Here is a 25,784-nt window from a genome sequence, read left to right on the forward strand (position 1 = left end):
ATGAGCCATGGAAGACCTCATCCTGAGCAAACACGCCTTGCGGAGAATGAAGCAGCGTGGAATCAAGCCGATTGTTATCGACTTGCTATTACGTTTCGGCTCGATCACATTCGATCACCTTGGGGCCGAAATTTACTGCTTCGATAAAAAGAGCAGAGAAAGAATCAAGAAGCACCTTTGCTCGGCTGAATTAGCCAGGCTGCCCAGCAGTGCAATGAACATCTACGTAGTGGTTCGCGACATGCTAATCGTCACGGTGGCTTATCGCAGCAAGCGCTTCAGGTATTTTCAATAGCGGACACAACATCAGGAAAGGAAAACTAATGAAAGCCATCCTTTGCAACCTCCTCGTCATCGCGGGGCTCTCTGCTTGCAGCACCTCGGCCAGCACGCAGCAAACGGCCACGCCCACGATCAGCCAGAGCAGCGAGCATGCCCAGGCGCTGCTGGCCTTTACCCGCAGCTGTGCCCGGCTAACCGACCCGGCCTGGAAAGACATTTGCGCCCAGGCCAGCAACACCCCGCCGGCACAGGCCGGGCAGTTTTTCGCCAGCCAGTTTCGGGTCGTCAAACTTGCTGCCCAAACCGGTGAGGAGTCCGGGCTGCTGACAGCGTACTACGAACCCATCATTCGCGTGAGCAAAACGCCGACCGGCAAACTCAATTACCCGCTCTACGCCCGCCCGGACAATCTGCCGGCTCAGGCTGTCTATGCCGATCGAAAAACCATCGAAACGTCAGCACCGCCGGAGCTGAAAGACAAAGTCATTGCCTATGGCGAGCGCATGGACGCCTATCTATTGGGGGTGCAGGGCAGTGGCCGGATTCAATGGCCAGACGGTCAGATAACCAAGCTAATCAACGATGGGATGAATAACCAGCCGTATAAGTCAATTGGCAAGATTCTGATCGAGGCCGGTGCGCTGACGCAGGAAACCGTCAGCGTGCCCACCATCCGGGCTTGGGTGGCAGCACATCCGGATAAAGCCGACTGGCTACTGCACCAAAATCCGCGCATAGTGTTTTTCAAGCCTGATGATGGCAGTAGAGGCTCGTCCGATGGACCGCCCGGCGCGATGGGTATCAAGGCTGGCTTGACGCCGGGGTATTCGATTGCCGTCGATCCGTTGCGAATTCCATTGGGCACGCCGGTACAGATCAGCAGCAGCTGGCCCGATGGTCGCCCGCTGCAAAGGCTGGTGATTGCGCAGGACAAAGGCGCAGCGATCAAAGGCAGCATTCGCGCCGACCTGTTTCTGGGCGTGGGTGCCGAGGCCGAGCAACTGGCTGGCATAATGAAGCAAGCGCTCACGCTGGAGGTGCTGTGGCCAATCAATGTGCCGCTGCCCGCCAGCCTGCAGCCAGCCTCCTCCGCCGTGGCGCCGCAATCATGAAAAAACGGCTATGGCTTGCCCTGCTTGCGCTCGCCAGCCTGCCAGTGCAGGCCGGCGGCTGGAAAAGCTCGCTACTTGTAGAGCGCGGCGGCATTCAGCACCGCTTTGCCGACCCCTGCTGCCGTTACCGGCAGGAACCATCGCGGCATGGCTATAGCCTGATCCGCGAGGAAGGCGACGACGGCGGCGCGGTATACCTGATCACCCCGCAAGGGGTGAAACATACCCTGGGCAACGAGCGTATTGTGTTTTCGCCAGACCGGCAATGGGCCTTCAGTGAAGCCAGTTTTATCGAAGGCTATCGCTGGCAACTGCACGATCTGAGCGCCGCACAAGATCGCCCGCTGGCCATGCCGGTAGCGTGGGCTGATCTGGAAGGGCAAAAATTCAATGGCAAGCTGGTGCGCTTGCTGGCTGCCCGCTGGCAAGGGGCGCGCCAGTTAAAACTGGACTGGGATTGCGCAGGCCTTGGCACAATGTCCACATCCTTGCGCCTCACCCCGCAAGGCCAGACCAGCGGCCCGCGCCCCTGCTCGCAACTGCAACCCGAACCGCAATAAATGGAGAGCACACCATGATTTCCCCTCTCGCCATCGAACTGCCCTACAGCACATTCCAGCAACTGGCTTGCGAGGTGCTGGGCAGCGCAGCCTGCCGGCAGGACTGGAACGGCCACAAACCCGCCTTGGCCAATGCAGCAGGGTATAACCGCAGACTCCTTTTAATCTGGGGGCTTCACGACAATACCCAAGGCATTGCCCATGCCCGCGCCTACGTGCCAGAAGCCATCCTGACCGAAATCCTGGCCAAACTGGGCGGTGACCTGCCCAGCGGCAAACCCGCCGCCTACGCCCGCGAAAGCGACAATGGCGAACTGGCGGATAGCCTGCTGCTGATCTGGGAATAAAGCAGATCGATTGCCCCTTTGCCAAAAATCGGCGGGGGCTGCGCCCCCGCGAGCTGGCACAACCCTTCGCGCTCTGCTTAACGTCTGCCGGAAGATGGGCAAAGGGTAAAAGGGTAAGCTGCCTGCGCTACGCTATGTCAGCGTCCTGGCTAGGCGAAAACCGACAAAGTTGAAACGGTCACCCGGCGAGTTGCCGTCACGATACGCCGCACGCAGATACCGCGGAACGTTGACCCAAGAACCGCCGCGCAAAACACGAGACCGACACGAGCCTGTCTCCACTGCTCCACCATCACTGCGTACGCCGGCATAGCTATCCACATAGCAATCCTGTACCCATTCCCACACATTGCCGTGCAGATCATACAAACCAAAGCCATTGGCGGCAAAGCTGGCCACCGGCACGATTTTCTGGCGGCTTTTGCCCTCGGCGCTGCCGTTGTAGGTGAAATATCCATTGAAATTGGCTTCGCTGGCTTCGATCTTGTCCCGGCATTGGCCACCGATATTGAACGGGGTCGTGCAGCCTGCGCGGGCGGCGTATTCCCATTCAGCTTCACTGGGCAGACGGAAGCTCTGACCAGTCTTTTTATTCAATTTTTTGATAAAACCCTGAATCTGATTCCAGCTGACCTGATCCACCGGGCAGTTTCTACCGCAGTCTTCGTACCCGCTGGGGTTGCTGCCCATCACCGCCTGCCAGAGCCCTTGCGTCACTTCGGTTTGTCCCATCTGGAAAGCTTGTATCGTCACCCGTCGCTGTGGGCCTTCATTCGTGCGGCGCTCCGGCTCACTGTCGGGGGAACCCATCATGAAGCTGCCCGCCGGAATGGCGACCATCTTGGGATCAAATTTTTCCAGCGCATGCATCAGGCCGATATTGCCTTCCTCAATCAAGTCCAGCAAAGTCATGCCGCGATTGATGTAGTGCTTGGCAATATTGACCACCAGCCGGAGATTGTGCTGGATCATTTTCTGCCGTGCAGCAAAATCCCCCTGCACAACCCTGCGGGACAATTCACGCTCTTCATCAGGCTTGAGCAGTGGACTCTGACCGATTTCATTCAGATAGATCTGCGTAACATCCGCTGTTGACTCAGTCGCATAGACCTCGACTTCTTCTGCTGCTGCCTGCTCCAGATCAAGACCGCTATCGCCCTCTTCGTCGGCATCGAGGCTTTGTTGCACAAATCGGCACGTATCCTGCTTGATCTGACCACATCGCCACCCAATCCGTCGTCAGTATGAGCAAGCCAGCCCCGCCAAAGTACCGCAGCACCAACTGGGAATCCTACAATCATGCGCTGCGCCAGCGTGGCTCTCTGCTGATCTGGCTGGACAAGGACATGGCATGGTTTGCCACCCCAGCCGGCAAACGGGGTCGCGCCGAACGATTCAGCAATGCAGCGATTCAGTTCTGCCTGATGGTCAAAAATCTTTTCAATCTGGCGCTTCGCCAAACCACGGGCATGGTCGCCAGCCTGTTGAAACTGGCCGGATTGGACTGGCCAGTGCCTGATTACAGTACCTTGTCGCGCCGGCAGAAAACCTTGCAGGTGCTGATTCCCTATCGGAAAAATCGCACGGGCCTGCATCTGCTGGTGGATAGCACCGGCATCAAGATGCTCGGCGAAGGTGAGTGGAAAACCAAGAAGCATGGTGCCGAATATCGCCGGCAATGGCGCAAGGTGCATCTAGGCATCGATGCGGAAACGCTGGAAATCCGTGCCATGGAAGTCACCTCGAACAGCATTGGTGATGCGCCCGTCTTGCCTGATCTGCTGGCGCAAATTCCGAGCGATGAGATGCTGGTTTCGGTTGTTGGCGACGGTGCCTATGACACCAAGGGCTGCCATGCCGCGATTGCCAGCCGCGAGGCCGAAGCCATCATTCCTGTGCGCAAGAATGGTAAACATTGGAAAGAAAACACCGCAGGGGCAGCAGCCCGCAATGAAGCATTACGAACGACGAAGCGTCTCGGCCGGGGCATCTGGAAGAAATGGAGTGGCTACCATCGGCGTAGCCTGGTTGAAACCAAGATGCGGTGCTTCAAACTGCTGGGCGAACGCGTGATGTCGCGCGACTTTGATCGTCAGGTTGCTGAGCTGCAAATTCGGGCGGCACTACTGAACCGCTTCACGCAGCTCGGGATACCGGAAACGGTTCGCGTAGGGTAACTCCGTCTGGGGTTGGGGACGCTTGACTCGGATTTGATTTATGCAACAAAGCCCGGCATCGATGATGTCATCATCGGTGATTTCTTCTGCTTCGAGAATTTCGATTTGTTCACTCATGATCACTCTACGCTTATATATTTTGTTGGATCAACCGGTTTGCCAAATTTACGTATTTCAAAATGCAATTTGATCTCTTCGGCATCTGAATTCCCCATCTCCGCGATTTTTTCTCCCTTTTTGACGATATCTCCTTCTTTAACAAGCAGTTTACTGTTATGCGCGTACGTCGACAGATAGCCATTTCCGTGCTGAACAATCACAGCCTTTCCATATCCTTTCATCCCGCTTCCAGCATAAACAACATTACCACCTGCTGACGCAACTACAGACTGCCCCATTTTTCCAGCGATATCAACGCCTTTACGCTGTTCGGTAAATCCGGTAGTCACCTTACCTGCGGTAGGCCACCCCCAATCGACACTCCCAGCCTCGGCAGCAACGGTCGTCGACGCAACCTTCGGTGACGCGGCTACAGCGCTGCCCGAATTCTGTACGACAGGTGTGGGCTTGCTCACGACAGGCGCATTGACGGCCCTGGCTTGCGCCAGTTCTTTTTCCAACCTGGCGTTTTCTGCACGCAGGCGCTCGGCTTCAGCCCGGGCGGCATCCGCCTCCGCTTCCGCTTTCACCGCGTTGGCATTCGCTTTCTTAGCCTTCTGCGCCTCAGCCTGCCGTGCCACCTCGGCACGGCGGGCGACTTCCTTGCTGCATTTCAGGTCGCGCTCTTTCGGCGACAGCGATTCCGGCAATGTTTGCGCAAAATCCGCCGGACATTCCGCCGCCCATAAAGGCACACTCAAGCTCAGCAGAAGAAACAGCCCATGCCCGCAATTTGTTAACCAGTTCATCACACCGCGCCCCCCACAAATACCAACGAAGGGTATATAGCCACAGCCAAATAATATAAATGGCCGTAGCCACATACCCATAAAAAAATTATCACCAAAGCTAGGCGGTCATATCACCATCACAACCCAGCCTGAAGGCTCACCAGTTTTTGAGTGTCGATTTGGCGTTCTCATCACCGGCTTCGGCAGCTTTGCGAATCCAGCTCAAGGCCAGTGATTCGTCTCTCGGAACCCCCTCTCCCCGGCGATACATCTGCCCCAGATTATTCATGGCTCCTGCAACGCCCTGCTCAGCAGCCTTGCGATACCATTCAGCAGCAACCCTGTCATCCTCAGATACTCCTCGCCCTTGTTGATACACCCAGCCCAAGGCAAATTGTCCTTCTGGATAGCCTTGCTCAGCAGACTTGCGGTACCAGAGCGCGGCCAGATTGTCATTTTTGTCGATCCCTTTGCCATTCACATACATCAAGCCAAGCCTGTACTGCCCTCTGGCATACCCTTGCTCTGCGGCCTTTCGGTACCAGTTCACCGCCTCTCCGTCATCCTTGGTCACTCCAAGGCCTTTCTCATACCTCAAGCCAAGGTTAGTCTGCCCATACGCATCGCCCTGCTCGGCGGCCTTCCGAAACCAACTCACCGCCTGCACATCGTCTTTAGCAACACCCTGGCCATTCGCATACATGGCACCCAGCGCAGCCTGTGCAAGTGCATTGCCCTGCTCGGCTGCCTTGCGGAACCAGCTCAAAGCTTGCGCCTCGTCTTTCGCTACGCCGCGGCCATCTCGATACATGATGCCCAGCATATGCTGCCCTTGTGCATCTCCCTGCTCCGCCGCCTTGCGGAACCAGCTCACCGCCTGCGCCTCGTCTTTCGCTACGCCAGTGCCATCTCGATACATAGCGCCCAGCGAGGCCTGTGCCAATGTACTGCCCTGCTCGGCAGCCTTGCGGAACAAGCTCAAAGCTTGCGCCTCGTCTTTCGCTACGCCGCGGCCATCTCGATACATGATGCCGAGACTAGCCAGCCCTTTGGCCCCCCCCTGTTCAGCGACCTTGCGGTACCAGTTCACCGCCTCTTTCTCATCCTTGCCCACACCCCGGCCATACTGGTACATCACGCCAAGCATATGCTGCCCTTGTGCATCTCCCTGCTCCGCCGCCTTGCGATACCAGCTCACTGCCTGTACATCATCCTTGGCAACGCCTTGGCCATTCGCATACATGCCCCCCAGCGAGGCCTGTGCCAATGCACTGCCCTGCTCTGCCGCCTTGCGGAACCAGTGCAAAGCTTGCGCGTCGTCTTTCGCAATTCCGGTTCCGTCTCTATACATAAAGCCGAGACTAGCCTGCCCATCCGCATACCCTTGCTCGGCCGCCTTGCGATACCAGCTCACCGCCTCTTTCTCATCCTTGGCGACACCACGGCCATTTGCATACATCCAGCCAAGGCCATACATCCCAGAGGGCTCGCCTTGTGCGACAGACAGCTTCAGCAACACAAAGGCTCGGTCATTATCTCTTGCAACGCCTTCACCTCGGACATACATGCCTGCAAGCCTTACCTGTCCTTTGGCATTCCCCTGATCTGCGGCCTTGCGGAACCAGTGCACCGCCTGTGCCGGGTCTTTGCCAACGCCTCGACCCTCTCTGTACATCATGCCCAGATCAGCTTGCGCCGATGCATCGCCCTGATCGGCCGCCTTGCGCGCGCGGGCGAAGTCCTGTTCGGGTGTCAGCTTGCTATTGCTGGCCGAGGGCTGATAGCGATCACTCGCGAGTTGATTCAACTGCTGTTTCAGCCGGCGGTTTTCTTCCTGCAACTGGGCATTTTCATCCTGATAATCGTCCGCTCGCGCCTCTGCACGTGCGGCCTTCCGGCTGGCCTGCTTTGCTTTATTTGCCTCCTGCTGCCGCGCCAGCTCGGCGCGGCGGGCGACTTCCTTGCTGCACTGCAGGTCGCGATCTTTCTGCGACATACTTTCCGGCAAGGTTTTTGCAAAGTCTGCCGGGCATTCGACGGCGTGAAGCGCAGCGGAGAGGCCAAACGCGGCGACGGTTATCAGGTATTTCATGGTTTTATCCTGTTGGGAAAATCATACGTTCAGGGCTGGTCGCGGGTGACGCGGAAGCCGACAGTGGCCATGCGCTGGCCGGTTTCGCCGCGATCGCGGTTGGCAAGGCGTAGTACCTGCTCGGTGCTGCTCCAGCCACCACCGCGAATGATGCGCTTGCTGCAGTCGCCGCCGGTTTGCGGTTGACCCGTTGCCGCGGCGTGCTGATAGTCGGGCGTATCACAATCGGCTACCCATTCGGCCACATTGCCTTGCATGTCATAAAGACCCCAGGCATTAGGCGGAAACTGCCCGACTTTTGCGGCTTTATCTGCGGCAAACTGCGCCTGCGCCGTGCTAATCGTGGCACCAGTTTGATAGGGGGTCGTGGTGCCGGCACGGGCTGCGTACTCCCATTCCGCTTCGCTGGGCAGGCGATAAGTTTTACCGGCTTTCCTGCTCAGCCAGCCCAGGTAATCCTTAGTATCATCAAAGCTGATATTGATGACCGGATGCTGATCACGCCCCATGCCTTCGTCGTCCGGCTGGTGCCGGCATGCACCGTCTGCGACACAGGCATCCCACTCGGCGAAGGTCACTTCGCGAGTGGCAATGGCAAAACCGCTGGCAAAGCTGACCGTAGTTTGCGGGCCTTCATCGTTGCCTCTGCCGACTTCTTCGGCAGGGCTGCCCATCTGGAATGTACCACTCGGCATTGCAACCAGCTCCGGGCATCCTGCTTCACAATCGCGGAAGGGAAGTGGCTGAGCGGCCTCTACGACTGCGCTTGCCGATTCCAGTGCCTCCATCGCTTGCCCATCTGGTTTGGGTGACGACTTGAACAGGAAAAACAACCCCAGCACGCCGGCGGCAGGGAGCACTAGCCAGTAGCTTTTCTTGGTACGGAGTTTAGCCTTCCGGGCTTTTGCCTCCGCAACTTCCGGGGCATCAGGAAATTGCCGCGCGAAGGCGTCCAGCTCAGTCATGGTGGCCGTTGCAACGATTTCCTGCCAATGACGCGCCGCCAACTCTCTCTGCTGCAATAGTGCGGCTGCTTCCGAGGCATGCAGACCCTCAGGATAGTGCTCAAGGTAACGTTGATAGGCTGATGCCGTATTTTGCCCCCTGGCCGTGTCCCAGCTGCTGTTTTCGGCACGTTCACGTTCTTCAAACAGCGCTAGTCGTCCGATTGCCGCGCCTCGGTAGAGCCCTTGCGGATGCTGGGCCAAATAGCTTCGATAGGCCGCTTCTCCACCATCTGTACTGGCAAGCTGCCAGGCCTTTTCGTCAGCCTGCTGCTGCTCGAATGTCAGCAGCTTTGCTTGCGCTTCGGCAACGTGTTGCCCTTCCGTGCACTCCTTCAGGTAACACTGATAGGCATCTGGATTATTGCCGGTGCACGCTTGCCGCCAGGCTTCTTCGTCAGCTGCAGCTCGGGCGGCTGCGGTCTCCTGCTCTTGCCGAATTTCCTGCTCGAATGAGGCAATCCGGCTCAGCGCTTCATCCCTGTGATTGTGCCATTGATTGGCATAGTGTTTGCAAGCATCGCGTTTTTCGGCCAGCGAAGCAGTTGACGCCAGCAGTGTCTCGACAGATTGCCACGCAGCAGCATCTGCTCTTGCTCGTTCCTGTGCTTTTTCCTCGGCCATTTGCGCTTGCTGAATCTGCCGATCCAGTTGGGCGATATGCATCAGCGCTTCGTCGCGGTGAATCAACCACGAAGTCGCATAGTGTTGATACGCGGAGCGCTGCTCATGCAAACCGCTCATCGTTGCAATTGCTTTCTGGGTTTTCAGCCAGGCCGCTTCATCGGCACTAACCTGGGCCTTATGCTCTGCAGCAGCCTGCGCAATGGCCCGCTCCAGCCTTGCTATATCTGCTAAAGCTTCATCACGACGTTCCTGCCACTGATCAGCGTAGCTCTGATAACAGCGTTTTTGGGCTTCCAGATCGGCGGTCGCAGCAACACCACTCAATGTGGTCTGCCATGCTGCAGCATCAGCCGCCATGCGCGCCGCTTCTTCTTCAGCCTGTCTGATTACCACATCGAGTTTGGCGATTTCTGCGAGGGCCTGTTCGCGGTGAAGCTGCCATTCCTGTGCATAGGCTTGGTAGGCCGCCCTTTTGCCCTGCCTTTCTGCACCAGCAACGGCATTCAAGGTCGCCTGCCACGCAGCTTCATCTGCCTGTGTTTGTGCGGCGAGCTTCTCCGCCTTTTGTATCGCAGCATCCAGCTTGCTGATTTCGGTTAATGCCGTGATGCGATGCGCCTGCCATTGATCGGCGTAGGCCTGATACACCTCACGCTGCGCATACATATCCTCGGTCGCGTCTACGGATGCCAGCGCCACTTGCCAGGCGGCAGCATCAGCGGCGGCGATGGCCGCCTGACGAATCGCCTCATCAAGGCGCGCGACCTCTGCCAATGCCTGCTGGCGCTGGTTTTCCCATTTGTCGACATACTGCTTGTATGCCGTGCGCTGCGCCTGCAGATCCGTCGTTGCCGCCACCACCTGCTGGGTATCCTGCCATGCGTTTGCATCGGCCTGCCGGCGTGCTTCTGCTTCGGCGGCCAGCGCAATGGCTTGCTCGAGTCTGGCGATCTCCGCCAATGCTTCGCGCTGATGGTTTTGCCATTGCTCGGCATAGCGCTGATAGACGGCCCGCTGTTCGGCCAGACCCTGGCTTGCCACCAGCTCAGCTTGCGCTGCTTGCCATGCCGCTTCATCTTCGGCGTAGCGTTTGCGCTCTGCCTCTGCCTGTCGAATGGCTTCTGTTAGTTCATCGACACGGGCTTTGGCTGCGACGCGGTGTTTGAACCAGGTGTCGATATAGCGCTGGAAGAGCGCCCGCTTGGCTTCCAGATCATCAAGGCTGTCCGCTTCATTCTGTATATCCAGCCATGCCTGATCATCTTCCGCATTGCGGCTGGCCTGTTCTGCATCTTTGGCATTCCGTGCTTCGGCAATTGCGGCCCGAGCTTCACCAGCGTGGGCGCATTCTTCACATGTTGATAGATAGTTCGCAAATGCTTCAGGCGTACCCAACAAGCGTGCAGCTTCGATGCGTTGTTCATCGCGTTGCAAACGTCCCTGTTTTTTCTGCTCGTCCAATGCCAACTGCAGTCTGCCAGACAGTTCGCGGCGGGCTGTCACATCGTACTGCTGGCTTGCCAATTGCGTGAGGGTATCGCGGCAGCATTCACCGACTGGCCGCTCAAGTTGGCCTGCTGCGAGCTGGGCTTCGAATTCATCCAGCAGACGGCGGATTTGATGGTTCTGGCTAGCCTCGGGGCCATACAGGCGCACTTGCGGCCCAACCAGCAGAGGGGCCTGGCTGGTTTCGCGCTGACGGTATTTACGGGCCAATTGCTGCATGCGCTTGCCCAGCGTTTGCGAAAACTCATCATCCAGAATCACCGATTGGCTGCCAGCCGCCCGTGCCTTCAGTTCTTCTAGCAAGGCCGCCGTAAACAGTCCGTGCCCTTCTTCGTAGTTTTCCAGCTCTTCCGCTTTTTGCTGATCCTGGCAGGAGTTCAGCACCACCAATGGCGCGACAGCCTCTGCCTGTGCTGAAGCAGCCAGCTTGGGATCGCGGAAAATGACCTCCCCTGCAAAATGCACATCACTATGGCCATCACGATTTTCGGCTTCCTCGCGGGGCAAAGGGGAACGGCAGGCATCAAAGATAAAGACCCGCTGCACGCCTTTCCATGCCTCGGTTTCGGCTTTGATTGCCTTGTACGACAGCACATCGGCTCCCGCAGTCACCCCTCTTTCCAGTTGACGACGGGATACAGACGGGAGCAGGAAGATTTGGTCCGATTCCGTCGCTTTGCCGTGCCCGGCAAAGAACAGGACGAACAGATCACCTTCGCTCAGCTCACCCTCGATCCTACGCAGTTCGCGCATGACGCTGCGGCCAGCATTCAGCTCCTTTTCGGTTAGCACTACCGGCGTAGAAAACGCCAACCGATGTTCAAACACGGCAGCCAATTGACGGGCATCGCGCGCAGCACAGCGCAGTGGGGTAATGCCTTGGTCATCGTATTGATCAATGCCAACAAACAGAGCTAATCGTTTCATGATGCTTTTTGGTTTAGTTCAGGGATTTCCCACAACCACTGCAAAAGCGGCCGCTCTGCTCGCAATTGCGACCACATCCTGGGCATTGTTTGAATACGATGGGCTGCGACGAAGCCAACGGTGCCGGGGCGGTGGCAGTAGCTGTGGCAGTCGCATATTGCGGGAATGGTTGTGCTGTGGCTTGAACAACAATCTGGGGCGACTGTTGAGCTTGAGCAGTACCCAGCGCAGTTTCAGTGTTTTTATTCAAGGCATGTTTAGCCAACTCAAGAAGGTTGGCTGCTTCTTGTTCTTTAGATCTGTCGCTACGTGCAATGGTATCTTCATAGACCCTTATGGTTCTTTCATTTGCTGCCGTTAGAGCACTCACTGCATCCTCGAGCGGCTTATTATCCACATTAACAGTAACCTGTGGTTGCGCTTCATTCACCGGTCGGGCATTCAAAATACGGGTGGCGACCTCGGCTTGCTCTTTATCCAGACTGCTCAAGGCATTCATTTTGGCTAGCCCGGATAAAGCCTCGATGATCAGAGGATCAGTTTGCTGCGCGAGCAATACATATGGAGGCAAAGACCCGATCGTGCGCAAGTATTCCAGCTTTTGTTCTTCCATCTGCAAGGTGTGAGCACGCTCATCGGCTAGCTCTATTCGCTTGCGCGCAAATTCTGCATCCAACTGCTCCTGCTTCGCTTTATTTGCTGCGGCTTCCAGCTGCAGTTGCTTTTCCGCCTCCTCCAAGCGCAGCTTGTGTTCAAGCCCCATCAGGGCTTCCAGCCCTTGCATCCGAGCATCCGCTGTCTTCGTAGCGATATCGATAACGCTATTTTCATCGGCCTGCTTGGCGGCACGTTTAAGTGTCGCCAATTTATCCTCCAGCAAAGCATCTTCCCAAGTTTGCACGCGAGATGCTTCGCACCTGCGGGCTTCGCGAGACAGGTAAATATCGTCGAGCGCTACTTGATGGTGTGCCTCAATGATTTCCTGTTCACGCAGAGCGGCGGCTTGCTTTTGCGCATTGGCTAATTGTTTCGCTTCTTCCTGCTCGGCAGCATCTGCGATCAGGCCGGCTTGCTCGAGTGTATTTTGAATGCGGATTTTTTCCAGCGCATGGGCAATCCGCTCAGCTTCAAGCCTGGTTGCTTCCAGCCCTTGTGCGGCACGCAAATCGACTTCGGTTCGCCGGGTGATTTGTGCGAGTTCGCGAGTATGCTGCCAGCTAGCTTCTTCATCCTCCTCCTGCCAGTCCTGCTTGAGCAGATCACGTTCTCGCTGATGCCGTTTGCTGTTATAGGTAGATTCCAGAACTTCGATCTGATCGCGTCCGGCAAGATCAATCGCTTCTTTGCGCGTTTTGGCATTGCTGATTTTTTCATACAGGTCGAGTTCACGCAGGCGGATTACCTGCGCCAACTCGGCTTCTTCCTGGGTCAGCTCACCACAACGGTAGCGCCGACGCATCGCCTCTTCTTCCTCATGAATCTTTTGCCATTCCTGCTCGTTATACAGTTGATTGAGCTGGGCTTGGTGCGTGGCTTTTACTCGGGCTTGGTCGTATTGCAGCCAGAGCGTTCCTGCTTCTTGCTGGTTTTCCAGATACTTTTCATGACGCAAGGAGAGCGTATCGGCACGATCAAATGCCAGCCCCATATCATTAAACCGAGCCGACAACTCGGTAAGCAGGCGGGTGTCAATTTCCGCACGCAGGTCGCCCTGCTTCATGATTTCTTCCAGGCGGCGTGTACCGATGGCTTCAGCAAAAACTTGCCGCACGGAACCGGAAAGCAAATCAACCAATTGCTCCGCAGTGACCGCCCCGGCTCGCAACATGAAATGATTGCGGAAAGCGTCAACGTTGCCCACGCGAATATAGATCGAGGTTTGCACCGCAACCCTGAGAAATTCGGCAGAAAGAATGTCATCGAAGCGGAAGGGTAATTCCAGCGCACCTTGCCGGGTAATCAGAATTTCGGAATGCTTGCCCCTGAATAGGGTATTGATGCGGGTGAAGAAATTCTCCAGCGTGTACTCGCCTTCCGGTACTTCGCTGACCTTGTTATCTTGCAAAATCCAGGCACGCATACCGGATGGGACTTCCAACTTGCGCGAGAAAATTCCTTCCAAATCTTTGGCTTTGAAAAACACCGCCAGTTCGTCTGGTGCGGCTTCCCAGCGGTTATCCTGCAAAATGGCAAGGCGGTTCAGCGCGGTAGTGATGCCACATTTTTCGCATACATCTGCATCGCTGTTGTTACGAGCGCCGCAGCGCGGGCACTTCACCCCGAAAATTTTACCGAACATGCTCACTTCTCCGTTGATCAAGCTGGGCTAAAGCCAGGCAATTATGAATGCTACATAGTCATTTTTAATAAACATTATTCCGGATCAAATCCGGAATAATGTTTTAATCTGCAACTCAGGATTTACCACTAGCAGCGTCTTCATCCAGGCGGCGCAGCCAGATACTATTCACCCATCCGTTCTGCCCTGCTGTGGTTTTAATGCGCCACCAGTCACCTTCGCGGGCACCATCAAATTGAACTAATTCCCCCTGTGGCAAGGTCGCCAAGCGCGCAGAATCTACCCCGGCTTTTTCACGCAAATTCAGACGCTGATGCACACGGTATTTACCTTCCGGCAATGGTTGCATAACAGGTAAAGGAGTGGAACTGGCGATCTGCTGTTGCTGTACAGGAGCCAGATCAAAGAATTTGCGCTGCTGCAAGGCCACTTCCAGCTCACGCGGAGTAGAAACGGAAAGCCATTCTGCCTGGGCTTGCCCGGCTGGGTGCAAGCCGACTAGTGCGCCATACACCAACTTTTGCCCGCCAGCCAGATGAAACAGCGCCAGCAAACCCATACCCAGCAGCCAGGTGGGCACAGCCAGTGCGAGCAAGTTGATCAAGGATGGGCTATTCCACCATTGACGCGGCGTAAAGCGGTAGCACAGACCTACCGTGATCAAAAAAGCCAGCACAAACAGCCCCCAACCGTAGCCTCGTTCGACTTCTGCCCAAGGCGCCCAGTGCGGCAGCGGCCAGGCTTCGGTGCATATGCCAACCTGATCGCTCAAGCGTGCCAGTCGCACCACATAGTCCAGAATTTCCGGTGCAGTTGATTGCGGATCAACCCCCAAGGTCACCGTATTGGCAGCCCCCGGCTCCATGGCTGCACAGGCAGGGAGATCGATATCTGCGGCAGCCGATGCGAGATGAGTCAAAATCGCAAGGGCACTTGCGGCGATAATTCGATGTATTGTTTTCATTGTTTCTCCCCACATCAAACTTTGGCATCAAGCCATGCTGATACTGGCCTTTCAGGACTGGATTCAAGGCACTATGTTCTGAACAGTAAGCTAGCTATGGAATATCAATTACCCGCGCCACACGAAACCCCACCGTATACGCCCGGTGATCCTGTGGAAAACGCTCGCGACTGGCGCTGCGCAACTGCCGGGGTGAATCCATCCAGCTACCACCACGCATTACGCGACTAAGATTATGCGAGGTGACCTGTGCGGCACCATCAGTCGGCGTGTCGTTGTAATGGCTTTGGTAAGTGTCTTCCACCCATTCCCATACATTGCCGTGCATATCAAACAGCCCGAAAGCATTGGCAAGCTTCAGGCCAACCGGCTGGGTCTGGTTTTTGCCATTGCCCTTGAACCAGGCATGCATGGGCAGATCGCGGTGATCCAGATCATCGCCCCACGGAAAGCGACGTTCACCTTGGCCTGCACGCGCGGCATATTCCCATTCCGACTCGGAAAGCAGGCGATAGGTATGGCCAGTAGCACGGGATAACCAGCGGACATAATCCTGCGCATCTCGCCAGCTCACATTGATCACCGGCCGATCGCCACGCCCCCAACTAGCATCACCCGGTGTGTGACTACTGCCCCCTGCTGCCACGCAGGCATCCCATTGGGCAAAAGTAATTGGGGTCTTACTCACTGCCAATGTGTGGATGCGCACCAAATGACGCGGCCCTTCCGCCGACCAACGATCCTGCTCGCTTTCTGGCGAGCCCATCCAGAATTCCCCAGCAGGCAGCACGACCATATCCGGGCCTTCAGGCAGATCGCGGAAGCTATCACCGGGGCTTGGTTGAGCCGCGGATGGCATCTCCTCGACGGCATGGGCAGCGAGGTTGACATTTGTGTATTGCTTGCCTGTAAACTGAGCAATTCGTGCCAGTGCTTCATCGCTATGCACACCGGGGATGCCTGGATTTTGCACATAAGCACGATAGCCCTCCACGGTCTGGTCCAGGCAAGCCAGCTTCCATAAACGTTCGTCCAGCGCATAATCCCCGGCAGCCCGTGCTTCAGCGCCCCCTGTGCCAGCAAGGTAGTGCGTATCCAGCAAGGGCCGAGTGCAAAACTCGCGGACTTCCGCCAGATAGTCGTCGTAGGAATTCATCATCCTTGCTCGCCTAACACTTGCTTCAATTTTTCGCTGACGAAGCGCGCACGATCATTGATATAGCTGAGGTGCTCATCTTCAATATGCCGGACTACTTCGTCGGCTTGCTGAATGAAATCCATCATCACTGGGTGCAATTGTTGCAACATTTCATTGAGATAACGCTCATTGGCCAAATCCTGCACGCTGGAATAGTACTGTTTACCAGCGTATTTGATTTCCTCCTGCAAGTTCGTCAAATAGTCCCGTGTTGTAATACACCAGGCCAGCTGATCAGCCAAATTTGCACTGGATTGCATATTCATTTAATTACCCTCAACATTTTAATTAGCAAAAAAACCCAGGCAATTATTCCCGCCCCCCGTCGTTCCTAAGCTCTTCCACGTGCCCCTCGTGTCGATCAATAACCTGAATGCTGTGAGAAATACATTTGTTCAATTCATCAATCAGACGCGAAAAGCGCTGATACTTCACATCCAGTCGATCTGTATACTCAGCCATGAAGCCGTTGCTATCCAGCCACTTGATTTGTTTGTTGTAGTTGTTACGAGCGCCTTCAACATGGCCATGCAGGCTGTTGAGCTGGCTGCGCATATGATCAAGTAGCTGAAGCTGCCGCTGGTAACTATCTTGTTGTGACATCTAGGGACTCCTTAGGCTGATCTGTTGGTGATATTTCAGAGGTCGCTACTCGATAGCGTGCAAGCAAAGCTAGCTCTTCCTCATGCTGTCTACTGTCGGCTCGCTCGGTTTGGCCCATCCAATCTGGCAGCACTACCGAGGGAGGTGGCATAGTAACCGGAGCGTCCTGATCTTCAGCCGCGCTAACTGTGATGATCGGCTTTATAATTTGGTCTGGTTTTCGCTTGGCCAATATGGCGGCAATTCGAGATGGAATATCTGCCGGTGGGTCGCAACGGGTAAGTATATTGTCTCGCTTTATACCTGACTCTGCGTTGTAGATGAGGTGATATTTCTTGAGACGTAGTGGCTCTTCATTGCCAAACGTAAAAATATTATGGCAATCACTGAGCAAGCTCAGACGGAATGACAAGCGCAGCTTGATCTGCGACATCAACTCTTTGTCTACTTCACAGCCACTGAGTGTTTGCGTAGCCAAAATAATATGAACCCCAAAAGCGAGGCCCTGCTTGACCACATGCACGAGTTGTTTGGAGAACTTGTTGTTTCCTGCTCGCCCCCCGCTGGACAATAATCGATGCACTTCATCAATGATTAGAATCTGACGAGGAATTTTTTTATCCGGGAACCTTGCATTGTATGCGTCAATGTTCTTTAGCTTGTGCTCACGAAATAGTCGGGCACGCTCAGAAATTGTTCCCACAAACTCTTCCAGCAGCAAACTGGCTGCATTCAAATCGGTATTATCCAGATAAATCCGTGCACAATTCGGGTGGCTTTCAAAGAACTGAAATTCCACCCCGTCCTTATAGTCCATAAGATAAAGCTGCACTTCATCTGGCAAATACTTTTCGCCAATCTGGAGGATCAAATTATTGAGCAGCGTGGTTTTCCCCGTCCCACTCATCCCAAGTAAAAATGCATGATTGCAGTCCGATCGCTTTCCGAGGCTGAAATGCACAGTATTTCGGCCATCCGCGGTTCTACCGATTGGCACCGAAAGGAAATCCGCTACATTTTCGTTATCAGACTCTGCTCGTTTCACGATGTTATCGATTAGCGGCTCTAGCTCTGCAGGGCTATCTTCAATAGAGAGTTGATACTCTTTGCATAGAGCAAGCAGATCGCAGGTTTGATCTGCAGCCGGCTGGAGAGACATACTAGTCTCGCTCTCGACTCCACACAAGCGCACTTCCGGGAACCGTGGCATTGCGTAAGCCAACAATCCTTGTTTAATCGCAGAAATTTCAGCTTGGTCTTCTAGCTGGCAATTCATAATCAGAAAGTAAAAACCTGCGGCCGATGCTTCCGGCAGAATTTTCTTTAAACGTGCGATTGATGCGCCATCAAATGGAAAGTCATCCGCATTGATAACAATCAGCGAGTATTTTTCGATACAATCACTTGATGTATTGTATTGAGACAGGGAGCAAATCGGGCCACCGATAATATTGTGGTGTCGGTAATATGCAGTTTTTTCCAGCTCATTCAGAAACTGCATAGACTCAGCGGCACTGTGGTAAATGCGGTAAAGCTGCAAATGCTCCAAGCGGGAAATATGATGAAACCGCTTGCGAATACCAAAATCTAGCACATGGACATCAATCGCTCCGTGCGGCAGGTCTGCCATTATGGAAACAACAGCCCGTTCGACCAACGCAGTAGCATCTGCCTCCCGTTCTTCTGGATATGTCACAAGCAATCCACCGCCTTGCGTAGGTAACTTGCCCGGATAAGACTCGCCAGTTTTCGGGTGTTTCAAGGCGCAGACATGAATACCACCCGGAAATGCATTGTTAGGATACTTTGTCATAGTCTGCTCTTCGTTTTCACAGCTATTGGTCATTACCTGCCCTCTGCATGGGGTTAACGCTTTCCCGAATAATTTTGCAGCATGCCACTCACAAAACTTGCCCGTTCATTGACATAACCCAGGTGTTCGCCTTCAATATGCCGAATTACCTCATCAGCTTTCAAAATAAATTCCGTCATCACCACTTTAATTTGTTGCAACATTTCATCCAGATAGCGCTCATCGGCCAAAGCTTGAACATCGTTGTAATACTGTTTTCCAGTAAATTTGATTGTTTCCTGCAATTCGCTTAAATAAACACGAATTTTAAGACACCACTCCAGTTGCTCTGCCATGCTTTGAGCTGATGCTATGTCGATCCCGCTCAGGTCTATAACTTTTTCGACTCCTCTGCGCGTACGCTGAACGATATCGTCAAGACTTGGCTCCTGCAGCAAGGGGGATGGGCATCCGGGCGGTTGGCCAGAGGGCGCTCCTTCCCCCTGATAGTTTTCACCTGGTCGTAAAGCATGATGCTCTACTTTGTCGTCCATATTGCCACGGCGACTACCCGGATCGTCATCATCGGGTGAGTTGATGCCCATATTTATCAAACCTCTCAACATTAACTCAGATAGAAAACGTATTTATGCAAAACCACGCAGGCCAGCGACATGGTTTTACAGACGCCCATCAAAAATCACAAAGAGATTGCATTATGGCAATAATTTTTCCATCAAAATGCCACTCGCACCATTTCCAAGCAATTCTCCTAGAAAAGATGGGGGCATATTTTGTCCCCACGCCACAGGAAGCAAAACTCGATCGCCTTTTCTGGCACTATTGCGAATTAACTCACACTTACGCTCACACCCCTCCACATCACCAACGATTCCTTTATCTGGATCACTGATACAGCCCGATGCAATCAACCGACCTGTTGCGGGCCATTCGCGACCGCGGGCGATGCGGTCAGCCAAAACCAAGGCAAGCTCGCAGGATCGGCCCTGAAAGCCCCGAGCAAAGCGGATTTTGGTGTGCCATATACCAGCAGGCTGTGGATCTAGCTTTCTGGTTTTCTGCAGCAACGTAACGAAGGATTGGTTTATATCGCCGTCCAAGCGCGATAAGCCCTGCACCAAAAATTCGTCGTTTCCGTCTTGCTTAAGATTGGGTGACACAGAGACCTCCACTGCGACCAACCGATCCATGCTTGCATCACCGCCCAACACTGGGAACCAGACTTGCGAACGACGAAAAAAGGTATTGGGATGCCCATCCAGCCCAGCCAGAAAATCTATAACGGTAACAATCGCCTGTGGGTGGGCAGCAGTGATAGCGCCGTGCAGTACTATTGCTGCGTCATCAGCGGGCGGGGGAAGAACAATCTGCACATCACCCAAATCAGCCATGTTAGCCAGTTGCGCTAAGCAGGCATGATGCATATCTGCCTGCAGAGGCAACAGCCTTCCGGGGTGCAGCAATGAAAGCAGCCCTAGAGCAATGACTCGTGGGGCTTCTGGGTTGAATATTCCGCGGACGGCACGGTCAGCGATGATACTGGCTAATGACCAGACAGGAGGAATTTCGGCTCCGTTATCTGCCAAATGTATGCGTACTCGCCAACGTGGGTCATGGTCTGTTTCCGTGCTACGTGCCGCCCGCAAATTTTCTTGCAACGCTGTGCGTTGCGGCCCGTTTGGCAACTTAAGTTCAGCCAATGTCTCTCCTCCCTGTGTTGGGAAGGACTCTGCAGTAACCAACAAGAATCCACCGAGGGGTAGCGGGGCTTCACAAGTGAATCTGGCAGGCTGACGGGATATGTGAATCATTCGCTCATCCACCAAGGGTGCTTACGCGCTGCAATCGCATGCTCGACTTTTGAGACAGCAATATCGAGCAATTCCAGATTAGCGAGGCTCGCCAATTCACCTTTTGGTAAACCATCTAGCAAGCCCCACACCTGATCTAGTCCATCCGTGGCATGACGAGACTCTTGCGCCATTTGCAGAACCCTGTCAGTCGGAACGGAGATCGAATAAAACGGATGGGATAATTCGGGTAAGCGTCCTGTGGTGGCTGCAAGATGGGTTAAGCGATCCAGAATCGCACGCTGGGCGCGAATGGCTTCAGATTCTTTAGCCCAAGGCAATTCGCGCAAGCGGCTAGCCTGACGAGGCAACTCCAAAAACAGACGATGTACAAAGCGAGCATCTTGCTCTCGCGCTTGAGCTACGGGGGCCCTAAGTGATTCGCCTTCTGGTGAACTCACTTTATCGTACGGCAAAGGTTGCCGTTCCGGCACCGGTGACACATCTGGCGCAGTCTGTTTTGCCGCATTTAATGCTGCGGCTTGGAAAAGATCACAGCGTTGAATCAGATTGCAGCGCAAACCGGCGGATTGAATCAAGGCAGAGGAAAAAGCCAAAGTGATGTCTTGTAGTTCACTCCGCTGCACACATGGCGGCAATTGCAATAGGATGTGCCCAGCTAGCAAGGAAATCAGATCATCAAGAGTAACTGCCGCTAGCGCCAGATCATCCAGCCAGTACGCCAAGCTATCACTCAATAATCCATTTGAAGTTGCAGCTTCCAACTCTAGCAATACTCCTAACTCCGGGCATGCCGGGTTCGGAGCGAAGCGCAGGGTATAAGGACCTGGATGCACCCACCAGAGTTTGCCATTAAGAAGAGCCTTTGCCTGCTGACCGGCCCCATAGCGTTGGGTAAGCATTCCTTTAAGGCTAAGGCCGTGACATGCCTGCGGCACTATGCCGCTGGTAACTCGGGCAGCCAAAACGGTTCTACCCAAAGCAGCAATCTGCTCTGGATTGGCAACGACAATCTGATTCATATCAGCAGGGGCGCACACGGAAGCGGCCACCCTTCTCCATGAAATACGGGTATGGTGCGCTAGCCAACGGCCACGGAGCTTCCAGCTCACCGTCGTCATCCAGCCAGCCCTGAACAATCAACTGCCCCTCACCATCCAGCAGAGCCCAAGGATTACGCAATGCGTACGGTGCGATCGGGGATGACATATCCAATTGCAGCACCATTCGATAGCCCTCTAAAGCATCTAGAAAAGCCAGGCGCCACCAGCCATCTTCCGTACTCAAGGCTCGGGCCGCTTCGCCACTATCGGCGGCCATCAGCAAACCTTCGCTATCTCGCCAAAATGCGTCATTACTGGCAGAAGGAATGGCCTTTTTACTTCCAATTTCGGCGGCTAGAACTTGAAAGCGACGCAATGTGATGGGTGACTCCAGTAATGCGCTCCACTCCGTTCGATTCAAGGGGTGTCGGTTTTCAATTGCCGCCAACAAGGTTTCATCACTCAGCACGAGGTAATCGCCTGGTTTAGATCGATTCAGCAAGCCTTTGGTAACGATTGCGCGCGACAGTATTTCTATGGGACTCTTCATTGCCTTTCTCCATGGCATGCAGTCAATCTTACCTGTACCGCCGCCTTGATCAATTCTTCATATGCTGCATCAACACGCTGATTGAATTTGTACTCAGTGATGACGGCACTTTCAATTTTGCTTAATTCTCCTGCCAAACGTTTAATACTCCATTTGCGCAGATCTGTGTCTTTATCCCAACTTTCCAGCAAGTTTCTGAGTAGATGATCAAATCGCCCCCCCGCCAAGCGCAGCAACAAAGCCAACTGTACTGGCCACGGGAAGGCGTTAAGGCCCGCTGAATACTGCCGGGAATCAGATTCATCCTCCTCGTACATATCTTGCGGGGGGGGCGCAAAAAAGTCGCTAAGTAACTGGTTCGAATCTTTTTGCACATAATCATCAGCAGATTCGTCATCATCTTGGCCATAGTCAGCGGCTTGGCTAACTTCATCCGAGTGTGCGCACGTATCTTGATCCAATATTCCAATAAAACAGTCTGCATCTGGCGCTGGTAAAACACGCGATTCATGAGCATCGTCTTCCACTACGTGCTCACCTATACGGCGCAAACTCACCAAAAAATCTGCCTCGCCAGGATTAATCTGGCCAGCAAAGGTGCCGGTGCAAGGATCGAGATCACGCAAGCACTGAGCGATATTTTCCAAACTGCAGGTGAATTTTTTAGACTGGGTATGAAACGGCCCGACCGCTGGTTGGCCTTTTTCATCGACAGGGTAGAAGCGTGGGAAAGCCTCGCTCCAGCGCAATAGCCATTCAGCCCTGCAAGGCGCCCCCTGACGCACGCGCACCGCCTCGATCGGCTCTGCGGTTAGTTCCCGGCCTAAAATATAACCGACCAATTCGGGATGAGCCTGCCAGTTCTCCAGAATATGACATACCGTCCGCGCATGTGTTTCTACCTTGCGCAGACAATCAATTCGGTTGGCACTCATAGCATCATGGGTACAGAGCATAAAATTGCGGGCATCCACTGCATCGCGCAACTCCACCCATATATCGGCAATGGTTTTACCCAGTTTTCGTTGAACGAGTGGAGCTGACCAATCACCTGAATAAACTGTCAGCTTCGCTATCTTGTCCCGCAAACGCAGCAGATAGCCTCCAGGCACATTCTTAGGATCGGATGCAGTAAATAACTCATCTGCGAGATCGCTTGCTAACTCCAGGACACCATCACCTTGCCAGTTCCGGGTATCAATCCGGGTCAAACGGGCCTCGTCCGCCCAGATATATTGGAGCAGCGTAAGACGCAGTTCACCACAATGAGTGTCCAAGCCATTCTCACTTAGGATAGCAGGCACCCCGATTCTGCTAAGTGCGGCCAACATGGCTCTGCGCAACAGTTGCTTGACATCGCCCCAAGCGTGATCTTGATAACGCATTCCGGGAAGAATCATTCTTGGCCCTCTAAATGGAAAAAACTCGCGCAACAAGCTCACGCGGATTCAAAAAGTGAGTGCAACAGTCAAGTGGTTTCTAATTCAGTGACCTGGCCTGTTCGAACACTAAGTTCAGTGATTTGAAGCCAAGTCGCTTTCTTAACCGATTATTCCGTTTCCTTACCACATCGGCAATCTGGCGTGGCTTGACTGTGGTGAAGCTGGTTTTCTTCGGGAAGTATTGCCGGATCAAGCCGTTGGTATTTTCGTTGCTCCCGCGTTGCCACCACGAGTACGCATCGGCGATGTAGCAATCCGCCTTCACCGCCGGGCGTTCGTCGCGTGGCTGGCGAATTCCTTGCCATTGTCGAAGGTGATGCTCTTCACCTGATCCTTCAGCGGCGCCAGCATGCGGCAGATGGCTTTGGTGACGCCGGCGGCCTCTTTGTTTGGTACGGGTCAGCCCGGTTTTGCGCTCAACCAAGGTGACCAGTGCGCCTTGCTGGCCAGCCTCAATCATGGCATCCGCTTCCTAGTGTCCGATTTCCTTACGGATTTCCACTTTGGCTTGGCGGTCGCTGATGCTGCGCCGCTCGGCCGACCGGTTTCACACGCGCACGCCAGCTTGCAAACGCGGTTCGGTTTGTTACGATGATTCGTACCGAGCAAGTCGGCAGGCCGTCAAGCTCATCGATGGCCGCTACGGTGCTGATCAGTTAACCCAGCGGGTGATCGACCAGCATACCGGTTCGCCCGCCATTGGGCGGGTGTACGCTCACAGTGGTGATGCCCCAACCGACAACAACCCTACATGGAATACGTCATCCGGCCGATCACACTGGGGAAGAGAAACTGGCTTTTTGCCGGCAGCGAAGCCTGTGGCCGTCGCGCAGCCACGATCCAGAGCTTGCTTGGCACTGCGAAGCTGAACAACATAGAGGAACCGAGATAGCTGACAGAAATGCTGAGAAAGTTACCAACTTGGCCGACACCCGGATCTACGAATTGCTGCCACTACGGCGCTAACAGCGGCAGCTGCTTTGATATGATCAAATATGGGGCCGGCAAGGCGCTAACTGTTTTAGGAAGGTGACGGCGAACTTTACCAGGGAGTCACGCCCCGGTAGACACTTCGATCCAAGTCGATCAAGCAGCTGCACCCACCGGAAACAGAACCACATTTGAAGGCAAGCAATCCGACTCAAGATAATCTGCCCACCATTGCATCATCCGAACACGCTCATGTAGAAATTCTGCTTTGTGAATGTAGGCTGCACGCACCGCATTACGCTCTGCATGACCCATTTGCCGCTCAATTGCATCTCGGTTCCACAATCCAGACTCAACGAGTGCGGAACAGAACAACGCCCGGAAACCGTGTAAGGTCAGATCTTCCTTGGTGTCATACCCCATACACCGAAGTGCACTGTTCACGCCCCCCTCACTCAATGGTTTATCTGCTGTGCTGCTAGCAAATACAAACCGGCGATGACCATTAATCCGGCGAAGTTCAGCCAAGACAGCAAGAGTTTGACGACTTAATGGAACCAGCCGCGTATCTTTCATCTTTTCTGCTCGCTCACTGTGCTTGACACCCTCAACTGCTTGTCGTTCTGGAGGAATAGTCCACATTGCTGCGTCGACATCAAATTCATCCCAGTGTGCAAAACGGAATTCGGATGATCTAACGCCGGTAAGCAATGCAAACTGCATGCTCAGCCTAGTAATAAGCCCCTTATAACATCGAATCTTCTGCACCAACTCGGGTAAACGCTTAAGGGGCAAAGCCGCGTGATTGCTTCGCTGCAATGGTGGAAGAGTTCTTTGCAAGCCTTCAGCAGGATTATCAGACCTCAACCGCAAGATCCGAGCATGATCAAAAATGGAACGCAGGTATTGGCATACCCGCAAGGTAACATCACGCCCATGTGGCAGCACTCGCAGATGAAGAGTGTCCTTCAGTTCGTGGAATGAAATTTCGGTAATCGGACGTTGCGCCAGAGCAGGGAAAAGATGCAACTCCATCCGCCTGAAAATTTTGTGCGCATGATCAGGAGACCAGGATTTTTCACCGGAAGCAGATCGGCGTGATGAATGCGCCCCATTCAATTTGTGCCAGTCATTAGCAATCGCTTCGAATGTACTCATAGCCCTGGCTTGAGCCGCACGCTTTTCGTTTCTACGCTCGGATACAGGGTCGATACCCTTGGCGACTAATCGGCGAGCTTCTTCACGCAAGCGTCTGGCCTCTGCCAGGCCGATCGCTGGATATTCCCCAAGTGCCAGCATCGACTCTTTCCCGTCCAGCTTGCGAAATTTAAGCCGCCAGTGCTTGCTGCCATTGGGTTTGACTGCGAGGATCAGGCCTCCACCATCAGTTAAGCGATACTCGGCTTCCTGGGGTTTGGCCCGTCGACATTCTGCATCAGACAAGGGCTTGGTGATCCGTGCCATCTTGGCTCCTGAATAAGGGTACGAGGCTAATCTGTACCCTTATTTATACCCTTATTTTCGCGAGACTTGGGGCGATCTACTGCAACTCCGTGAGACAACAAGGCGAAAAAAAAGCCCGCAAATCAATGATTTTGCGGGCTTTT

22 protein-coding genes and 1 pseudogene are annotated in these 25,784 nt (G+C 54.3%); 6 read left to right on the forward strand and 17 right to left on the reverse strand.

The genetic code is table 11. The features are described from left to right. Positions 1-7 precede the first annotated feature (7 nt). From H559_RS0113295 to H559_RS0113310, 4 genes are read left to right on the forward strand one after another with little or no spacing between them, the layout of a single operon-like run. The gene (locus H559_RS0113295) at positions 8-295 is read left to right on the forward strand and encodes a DUF4258 domain-containing protein (RefSeq protein ID WP_028453069.1); all 288 of its coding nucleotides are present in this window, start codon (positions 8-10) and stop codon (positions 293-295) included. Positions 296-323: 28 nt separating this feature from the next. After that, positions 324-1,394, forward strand: coding sequence for a murein transglycosylase A (mltA, locus tag H559_RS20440; RefSeq protein WP_051279460.1), 1,071 nt, complete (start codon positions 324-326; stop codon positions 1,392-1,394). Beyond that, positions 1,391-1,954, forward strand: a complete 564-nt coding sequence (locus H559_RS0113305) for a hypothetical protein (protein ID WP_028453070.1) — start codon at positions 1,391-1,393, stop codon at positions 1,952-1,954. Before mltA ends, H559_RS0113305 begins: the two co-directional genes overlap by 4 nt. 14 nt (positions 1,955-1,968) lie before the next feature. Continuing rightward, positions 1,969-2,301: a hypothetical protein gene (locus tag H559_RS0113310; protein WP_028453071.1), complete on the forward strand. Its 333-nt coding sequence runs from the start codon at positions 1,969-1,971 to the stop codon at positions 2,299-2,301. A 132-nt stretch (positions 2,302-2,433) separates the two neighbouring features. Here H559_RS0113310 and H559_RS20445 read toward each other — a convergent pair whose 3' ends face one another. Continuing rightward, the gene (locus tag H559_RS20445; RefSeq protein ID WP_051279462.1) at positions 2,434-3,489 is read right to left on the reverse strand and encodes an SUMF1/EgtB/PvdO family nonheme iron enzyme; all 1,056 of its coding nucleotides are present in this window, start codon (positions 3,487-3,489) and stop codon (positions 2,434-2,436) included. A 56-nt stretch (positions 3,490-3,545) separates the two neighbouring features. Between H559_RS20445 and H559_RS0113320 the strand changes: the two genes are divergently transcribed. Then, positions 3,546-4,478: an IS5 family transposase gene (locus H559_RS0113320; RefSeq protein ID WP_028453072.1), complete on the forward strand. Its 933-nt coding sequence runs from the start codon at positions 3,546-3,548 to the stop codon at positions 4,476-4,478. Between the two features lie 119 nt (positions 4,479-4,597). Here the strand turns inward: H559_RS0113320 and H559_RS21875 are convergent, their stop codons facing one another. The 15 genes from H559_RS21875 to H559_RS22810 form a co-directional block, all read right to left on the reverse strand. Further along, entirely contained in the window at positions 4,598-5,386 is a 789-nt protein-coding gene (locus tag H559_RS21875; RefSeq protein ID WP_051279464.1) for a M23 family metallopeptidase, read from the reverse strand. Positions 5,387-5,525: 139 nt separating this feature from the next. Continuing rightward, entirely contained in the window at positions 5,526-7,208 is a 1,683-nt protein-coding gene (locus H559_RS20455; RefSeq protein WP_162143333.1) for a tetratricopeptide repeat protein, read from the reverse strand. A 281-nt stretch (positions 7,209-7,489) separates the two neighbouring features. Further along, complete coding sequence (locus H559_RS21880; RefSeq protein WP_051279468.1) at positions 7,490-11,524, reverse strand: SUMF1/EgtB/PvdO family nonheme iron enzyme; 4,035 nt, start codon at positions 11,522-11,524, stop codon at positions 7,490-7,492. Between the two features lie 13 nt (positions 11,525-11,537). Continuing rightward, positions 11,538-13,823 carry a hypothetical protein gene (locus tag H559_RS0113345; RefSeq protein WP_028453073.1) on the reverse strand — a complete coding sequence of 762 codons (2,286 nt, stop codon included), beginning with the start codon at positions 13,821-13,823 and terminating at the stop codon, positions 11,538-11,540. A gap of 115 nt (positions 13,824-13,938) precedes the next feature. Next, positions 13,939-14,787 (reverse strand): SH3 domain-containing protein, encoded by an 849-nt coding sequence (locus H559_RS0113350; protein ID WP_162143334.1) that lies wholly within the window; start codon positions 14,785-14,787, stop codon positions 13,939-13,941. A 94-nt stretch (positions 14,788-14,881) separates the two neighbouring features. Beyond that, the gene (locus H559_RS20465; RefSeq protein WP_081413068.1) at positions 14,882-15,946 is read right to left on the reverse strand and encodes a formylglycine-generating enzyme family protein; all 1,065 of its coding nucleotides are present in this window, start codon (positions 15,944-15,946) and stop codon (positions 14,882-14,884) included. Next, positions 15,943-16,251, reverse strand: coding sequence for a hypothetical protein (locus H559_RS0113360; RefSeq protein WP_028453075.1), 309 nt, complete (start codon positions 16,249-16,251; stop codon positions 15,943-15,945). The genes H559_RS20465 and H559_RS0113360 overlap by 4 nt, the downstream gene beginning before the upstream one ends. A gap of 43 nt (positions 16,252-16,294) precedes the next feature. Continuing rightward, a complete protein-coding gene (locus tag H559_RS0113365) occupies positions 16,295-16,588 on the reverse strand; it encodes a hypothetical protein (RefSeq protein ID WP_028453076.1) in 294 nt (97 codons plus the stop codon). Then, positions 16,572-18,401: an FtsK/SpoIIIE domain-containing protein gene (locus H559_RS0113370; RefSeq protein WP_162143335.1), complete on the reverse strand. Its 1,830-nt coding sequence runs from the start codon at positions 18,399-18,401 to the stop codon at positions 16,572-16,574. The genes H559_RS0113365 and H559_RS0113370 overlap by 17 nt, the downstream gene beginning before the upstream one ends. Positions 18,402-18,454: 53 nt before the next feature. Beyond that, on the reverse strand, positions 18,455-18,985 hold the full coding sequence (locus H559_RS20470) for a hypothetical protein (protein WP_155845436.1): 531 nt from the start codon (positions 18,983-18,985) through the stop codon (positions 18,455-18,457). 111 nt (positions 18,986-19,096) lie between these two features. Continuing rightward, positions 19,097-20,101, reverse strand: coding sequence for a hypothetical protein (locus H559_RS0113380; protein ID WP_155845437.1), 1,005 nt, complete (start codon positions 20,099-20,101; stop codon positions 19,097-19,099). 107 nt (positions 20,102-20,208) lie between these two features. Beyond that, positions 20,209-21,234 (reverse strand): hypothetical protein, encoded by a 1,026-nt coding sequence (locus H559_RS20475; RefSeq protein WP_034641407.1) that lies wholly within the window; start codon positions 21,232-21,234, stop codon positions 20,209-20,211. Position 21,235: 1 nt separating this feature from the next. Further along, positions 21,236-21,805, reverse strand: a complete 570-nt coding sequence (locus H559_RS0113385; RefSeq protein ID WP_051279474.1) for a hypothetical protein — start codon at positions 21,803-21,805, stop codon at positions 21,236-21,238. Next, a complete protein-coding gene (locus H559_RS0113390) occupies positions 21,802-23,205 on the reverse strand; it encodes a hypothetical protein (RefSeq protein ID WP_155845438.1) in 1,404 nt (467 codons plus the stop codon). Before H559_RS0113390 ends, H559_RS0113385 begins: the two co-directional genes overlap by 4 nt. Positions 23,206-23,284: 79 nt before the next feature. Further along, positions 23,285-23,707 carry a hypothetical protein gene (locus H559_RS22810; protein WP_155845439.1) on the reverse strand — a complete coding sequence of 141 codons (423 nt, stop codon included), beginning with the start codon at positions 23,705-23,707 and terminating at the stop codon, positions 23,285-23,287. 232 nt (positions 23,708-23,939) lie between these two features. On the opposite strand from H559_RS22810, the pseudogene H559_RS23215 reads away from it, so the two are divergent. Then, a pseudogene (locus H559_RS23215) lies at positions 23,940-24,213 on the forward strand (transposase domain-containing protein); the annotation flags it as partial. Positions 24,214-24,333: 120 nt separating this feature from the next. Here the strand turns inward: H559_RS23215 and H559_RS22385 are convergent. Further along, positions 24,334-25,641 (reverse strand): tyrosine-type recombinase/integrase, encoded by a 1,308-nt coding sequence (locus H559_RS22385; RefSeq protein ID WP_081413069.1) that lies wholly within the window; start codon positions 25,639-25,641, stop codon positions 24,334-24,336. Positions 25,642-25,784: the final 143 nt, after the last annotated feature.

Origin of the sequence: Chitinilyticum aquatile DSM 21506, assembly GCF_000430805.1 — a bacterium.
Taxonomy (GTDB): Bacteria; Pseudomonadota; Gammaproteobacteria; order Burkholderiales; family Chitinibacteraceae; genus Chitinilyticum; species Chitinilyticum aquatile.